This window comes from Chloroflexota bacterium (assembly GCA_026713825.1).
Taxonomy (GTDB): Bacteria; Chloroflexota; Dehalococcoidia; order Lucifugimonadales; family UBA1127; genus UBA1127.
Map to the genome: position 1 here is coordinate 21,263 of JAPONS010000112.1, position 6,136 is coordinate 27,398.

A 6,136-nucleotide genomic window follows, 5' to 3' on the forward strand; every position below is an offset into this window, starting at 1 on the left:
CGAACCGCCCCTACTGGGCCTTCCCGCCCCGCCTACTGCGCCGCCCTTGGTTACCGCCCCCGTATCGGGGTACGGGGCATGCTTCCGCCGGTATGGAGAGCTCGGACTAGTTGAGGTTGGCGGACTCTACCAGGCGCTCGAAGCGGGCGGGGTTTCGGAAGGGGCCTACTATGGCTACGTTGAGGTTCTGGGGGACGAGCATCTCTCGGGCGGCTTGCTGGAGGTCCTCTGTGGTGACGGCGTCTATGCGCTCCACGATGTCGTCGGGGGTGGAGACGTGCTGGCGCGTGAGGCGCTGGCTGCCGAGCCAGAGGGCGACGTTGCGGGTGTCTTCCATGCGCAGGAGGAGGCGGCCCTTGGCGTACTCGCGGGCCTTGTCGAGCTCGTCCTCGGGGACGCCGTCCTTGAGCTTGGCGAGCTCTGCGAGGATGGTCTCGAGGGCGAGGGAGGCGTTTCGGGGGTCGACGGCGGCGTAGACCTCCATGGCGCCGGCGTCGCGGTAGTGGGCGGTGCCGCTGTGGGCCTCATAGGCGAGGCCGCGTTCTTCCCGGAGCTCCATGAAGAGGCGGCTGCTCATGCCCTCTCCGAGGACGGAGCTGAGCATGTCATAGGCGTAGCGCTGGGGGTGCTCTGTGGAGACGCCGTGGAAGCCGAGGCAGATGTGGGCCTGCTCCGACTTGCGGTTCTCTACGTTGACGCGGGGGGCCTGCTGGTCGAGGACGACGGGGTAGTAGTCGAGGGGGTCGCCGGTGGGCCAGTCGCCCATGGAGCGTTCGAAGTAGCCGACGATCTCCTCGTGGTCGATGTTGCCGGCGACGGTGATGACGGCGTTGGAGGGGACGTACTGGTGGTTGACGAGGCGGAGCATGGCGTCGCGGGAGAGGGCCTTGACGGAGTCGGCGGTGCCGCCGACGTCGCGGCCGAGGGGCTGGTCGGGCCACATGGTCTGGTCGATGAGGAGGCCGGCGCGGGAGTCGGGGTGATCGCGGCTGGCGGCGAGCTCCTCGAGGATGACGCCGCGCTCCTTCTCGAGCTCGATGGGGTCAAAGAGGGGGTTGCGGACCATGTCGACGATGAGGTCGGCGGCGATGTCGAAGTGGGGTCGCGCGACCTTGCACCAGTAGGTGGTGACCTCCCGGGCGGTGGTGGCGTTCATGAGGCCGCCGACGCGGTCCATGGTCTCAGAGACCATGCGGGGCGTTGGGCGGGTTGGGGTGCCCTTGAAGCAGAGGTGCTCGACGAAGTGGAAGGCGCCGGCCTCGTCGTCGGACTCGTAGCGAGAGCCGCCGACGACGAGGAAGCCGAGGGTGACGGAGCGGGTGTGGGGCATGGCGCTGGTGATGACGCGGAGGCCGTTGCTGAGGGTAGCTTGCTGGAACATGACACCTTCCGGGAGTGCAGGATGTCCGCTTTGACGAGAGCAGGGGCTCTGACTGAAGCGGGTGTCCGCTCTGACGTGAGCGGGGGGCTTGTCTGCGAGTGTACGCCTGACGGGTGCGGGGGTCAATTTTTGCGGGCTCCTCTCGTCGTGTGCGGCGGGTGCTTCGACGGGGTCAGGATGGGTGCTGGACGGCCGGCGGATGACGGGGCGTCGGGGAAGTTGTTGGGCTGCGCGAATGTCAATCGAACGGGCGCCGTCGTAGCTGGCGAGGGTGGGTCCAGGGGGTTGTTTCCCCTTTGTTTTGAATGGGATGTGTCGCATTTCAGCTACGCGTCCAATATTTTCTGCAAAATGGGGCGTTCTCCGAGGCGCTGGCGGTCGGCGAGCGCGTCGGCCTCGGCTCGCGCCAGGCGGACGATCAGCTTGACGATGCGCAGGAGGTCGCGGGCGCCGACTCGGGGATCGAGCAACACGTCGGCGATCCTGAATCGCATGAGGTTGAACTCCGGGGAGAAGAGGCCTTCGCGCTGCATTTCGCCGAGGGTGTCCTGCTGCTCCGGGGTCAGAGGCCGGTCAACGAGGCCGCGCTTGCGGGCGTTCTGGTTGCCGGGCTGGCCGCCTCGCTTCCTGCGAGGGCTGCGCTCTGGGCGCTCGGGATGGGGCGAGTTGCCGTTGTGCGTGTGTGTCATGGGGGGAGGGTAGCGGGTGGGTGGGGTTAGGGGCTAGGGGGATGTGTCAGGGTCTAGAAGAGGGAGCGGACAGCGGTGAGAACCTCATCCAGTTTGGCTTGCGTCAAACGGGCCACTACCCTTCCAAAGCGCGCTTCGTTGATGGTGCTGAGGCGATTGGGCCTGATCACACTGAGCCGAGCGACCCTCCCTGAAGCGAGGTCTTCAGACCCAAGCGCTATCGTCGCAGAGCGAGCAATGCCACTGCTGGTGATCTCACAGACAATCCAATCGCGTTCACCGGACTCGTACACGTCAGCGAGTACTGCGACCGGACGCAATTTGTCATCGCTGCGGTCGGCGAAAGGGAACGGGGCCAAGACTATATCTCCGACCATTCCGCCTCCCACTCCGGGTCCTCAGGACGGCTGAACATGGCTTCAAGACCCAAGAGCGACCAATCGTCCCGCTCCCGGTCGCCGAATACCACCAGGTCATCGCCGTCCCAGTAGGCCATGCCGTCAACGATGTCCATGGTGCGGACGCTGACGGTGCAGACGCGGCGGAGCAGGTCAATCACGCGCTCCTTGTAGTCGGCGAACTTGTAGGTGTTGAACTTCTCTGCGATGGTTGGGTCCCTGGGTTTGCGCTCCTTGTACTGGTCCAGCACCCACTCCAAGGCCGAGCGGTTGCCGAGGCGGTAACGCCAGGCGTCGGCGGGGACGCCGGTGAGGGTGGTGACGTCGTCCAGAACTATGCGACCGCCGTCCTTGTCGGCACGGAGGATGGTGCGCTTGGCCTCCTTGTCTGTGTCTATGCGTTCCAGCGGGAACGGGTCCGCCGACTCAAAGCCGATGTGGAGGTCCAGGAGCTCCTGCCCCATGCGCGCCCATGCGTTGAAGTCCCTGTAGAGGGGAAGGCGGGGGAATTCCTGCTTGAGGTCGACCTCGTAGTCGTGGCGGTAGACGGGGTCATGGAGGACGGCGTAGGTGTAGGCGAAGACGTCCTCCGGGCCGATGCCGTTGGGGAACTCCTCGTCAAAGTGCGTTCCCCAGATCTTGCGGTAGTGGTCGGTGATGCGGCGCAGGCCCCAGGTGGTTATATTCCTGACGCGACTACCTTTGGCCGAATAGCGATACAGAGGTAGGCATTGTGTCTTCTCAAGTAAGTCGAGCGAATAGACGCGGTCCGTTGCTAGTACCTGAAACGGTTTGTTTGATGCGACACCCGAAAAGCATATGACCTTGTTCTTAACGTTGGCATCGTGTGGGAAAATCTGTGGCTGCTGGTACCTGCGATGAGTAAGAATTGCAGCATAGTAGGAGTGCCTCAGTACATAGGGCCTATATAGGGCGGGAACGATATTGGCTTCCGAGAACTTCAACTGGCTTCCCTTGACTAAACTAGCCTCCAATTCCGCAGTCCACTTTATGGACCTGTCTACCCAATCTCCAAGTTCATCCAGTTCCGGTCTCTCAGTCTGAAACCTCTTCATCTCTTGCTGATACTTGCTGCAAAAGTACTTAACCTTCTTGGATAGATCCCGTTTGGCAATGTCAAAGGTCCACTCGTCCCGGTTGGTGGCAATACCCAGCGAGTACAACTTAAAGAGCGCCCGATAGCCCGACGCTAGTTTGGCTGACTTGGTTTGCCTATTGGCCAAGGGAACGTGGCGGCCAAAATCGCTATTGGACTGGTTGAGCCAATTGTGCCGTGCGTCAGGGACTATCCGCAAGAAATTGATACCATCGAGGTCGGCCCCGTTCAAGAAGGCCCGCTTGTCGACAGCAAGCTCTTCGTCCTCACGGCGGGCATAGTGAATCGAGCAATTGCCCATCCTTGCCTTCTCCCGGACAAAGAAGGCAATGGCAACTCCGGTTTGAATGCCAAACACATTGTGCGTTGTGCCTGCGATCTTGGGGTTAAGGCGCACGTCTGAACCCAAGTCCAACACATAGATATCCGTGAACTCCTGAAATGCAACCTTGCGAAAGCCGTCGTCTTGCCTTGCTTGCAAATAGGCGCGGTTGGTTATGAAGGCGATGATGCCGTCATCGTCCAAGCGGTCGCTTGCCCAGCGGATGAACCGTTTGTACATGTCGTACTGCTTAGTCTTCTGAGCAGAGCTGGCTGCGATGTATGTGTCGCTGATGCGCTGGTCTATATCCGGATAGGCACGGTTTTTGTTGTTGTCATTCTCGTTCTGCTGGTTGGCGTTGTAGGGCGGGTTGCCGATGATGACGCTGATGGGCTTCTCGTTCTGGAGTTGAATACGCAGCCAGTTGTCCGTGGAGATGGCGCCGAGGTTGAAGGAGCTTTGCCGCTCGACGGCGCCGCCAGTCGCGCCGGACTGCTGCCAGTCCATGTTGTCCAAGGTGTCAACGAAGCAGAGGTTAGGGAACTCCTTGAACTGCCCAGTGCGCTCCTTGTAGGTGTACTCAATGTTGAGGTTGGCGATGTAGTAGGGGAGGATGGCGAGTTCGTTAGCGTGGATTTCGTGCTCGTACTTGTACTCTAAGCGGTCCTCCGGCAAGTAGTTAATGAGGTTGGCGATAAAGGTGCCAGTGCCGGTGGCAGGGTCAAGTATCTGGACGTTATCGTCCGCGAGGGTGCGGCCGAAGTGCTTCTGGAGGAGGTTGTCTGTACCACGAATAATAAAGTTGACGACCTCGTTGGGGGTGTAGACGACACCCATGCGGTCGGCGGCTGCGGGGTTGTAGGCCCTGTAGAAGTCTTCATATAGAGCTTTGAGGAACTGTTGTTTTTCTGAGTGATCGACTATATCGCCAGCGGCTCGGCCGATGGCGCCATAGTACATTCGAAGTCGGTCGATGGCCTCCCGGCGAACTTCGCTAGTGAAGAATGTAGCCTCCAAAGCGTCAAGCTCTTGGGCGACGTTGTTCTCACGGTGGAACTGGTCCTCGCCATACACGCGCAGAAAGATGTCCTTGGTGAGGATGTGCTGGAGGAGCATCTCGCGCACGTCGGCCTCGGTAACAGCGGGCCCAATGCTCTGACGGCAGAGTTGCAGAAAGCGGTCGGCGGCCTCCTGGAAATAGAAATTGGAGCGCTCTGCCTCCTCAATCGTTTCTCTCAAGTTGGTGAGGACTACAGGGAGGTCGGCCTTGAACTGCTGTTGGGCCTTGCGAAACTCTTCAATCTGCGGAAGCTCGTAGTCGAGGAAGGTGCGAATGAGTCGGTGGAGATCATCAGCACGAGACATGTGGGCGCGCATAGCCTCGGCACCGTTCTGGATGAGGATAGCGACACGTGTGTTTTCAAAGAGAATGTTGTCGCGAGGGTAGCCGCGGTTGAATTTGTTTTGGATTTCAGCATTCAGGTCGTCGTGGGAGTCCTTGGCCTCCCAATAGCCATGGGCCATTCGGAGGACGTCTTTCACCGTCCCGTCTGGTTGGTTCCCCCGGCCAGAACCAAGCTCGTCGACAAGAGTGAGCTTGTTGCGATGCTCGCGGCAATAGGCGTCAAGACAGTTAGCGAAAGCGCGACGGACGCTCTGCTCACTGTCCGAGCCGCCGAACAGGATGAACCGTTCCTTATCCTCGTAGTAGCGCTGTATGTGTGGATACGTTGGCATGACGGTTCTATTCTAACGCACTGCCTCGTGGTAGTGTTCCCGACCCTTGCCCCTCCCCGCGCGTCATTCCTGCCCCCGTATCGGGGTACGGGGCATGCTGCGCAGGAATGCCGCGCGGGGGTTGGGGGTGGCGATGGGGGATGGGTGCGGAGGGGCCCCGCCCAGTGGGCTTGCAGCCCCTGTTCATCCTTCGATTTCCCTCAGGACGAACGGCCCCTCACCACCGCCCCTCTGGATTCCTGCCCCCGTATCGGGGTACGGGGCATGCTTTGCAGGAATGATGCGTGGGGGGTTGGGGGTGGCGATGGGGGATGGGTGCGGGAAGGGCATCCCGCCATTCGGCGGGACGGGCGATTCGCGAATCGCCCCTACGGAGTCTTTCGGGTGCTCAGCGCGTCGCCTAGGAGGGCGAAGGCGGCGGCTGTTGTGGCCAGGGCGGCGGGCGGGGGCAGGGGGTGCCCGGGGGCGGGGTTGCGGGAATCTCCGCCCTCC

At 61.3% G+C, this 6,136-nt stretch carries 4 protein-coding genes; all 4 read right to left on the minus strand.

Annotated elements, in window-relative coordinates:
- Positions 1 to 106: 106 nt before the first annotated feature.
- Positions 107 to 1,381 (minus strand): pitrilysin family protein, encoded by a 1,275-nt coding sequence (locus OXC99_12930; GenBank protein ID MCY4625886.1) that lies wholly within the window; start codon positions 1,379 to 1,381, stop codon positions 107 to 109.
- Positions 1,382 to 1,707: 326 nt separating this feature from the next.
- Complete coding sequence (locus tag OXC99_12935; protein MCY4625887.1) at positions 1,708 to 2,070, minus strand: hypothetical protein; 363 nt, start codon at positions 2,068 to 2,070, stop codon at positions 1,708 to 1,710.
- A 53-nt stretch (positions 2,071 to 2,123) separates the two neighbouring features.
- On the minus strand, positions 2,124 to 2,447 hold the full coding sequence (locus OXC99_12940) for a type II toxin-antitoxin system PemK/MazF family toxin (protein MCY4625888.1): 324 nt from the start codon (positions 2,445 to 2,447) through the stop codon (positions 2,124 to 2,126).
- Positions 2,432 to 5,644: an N-6 DNA methylase gene (locus tag OXC99_12945; GenBank protein MCY4625889.1), complete on the minus strand. Its 3,213-nt coding sequence runs from the start codon at positions 5,642 to 5,644 to the stop codon at positions 2,432 to 2,434. The genes OXC99_12940 and OXC99_12945 overlap by 16 nt, the downstream gene beginning before the upstream one ends.
- Between the last annotated feature and the right edge of the window lie 492 nt (positions 5,645 to 6,136).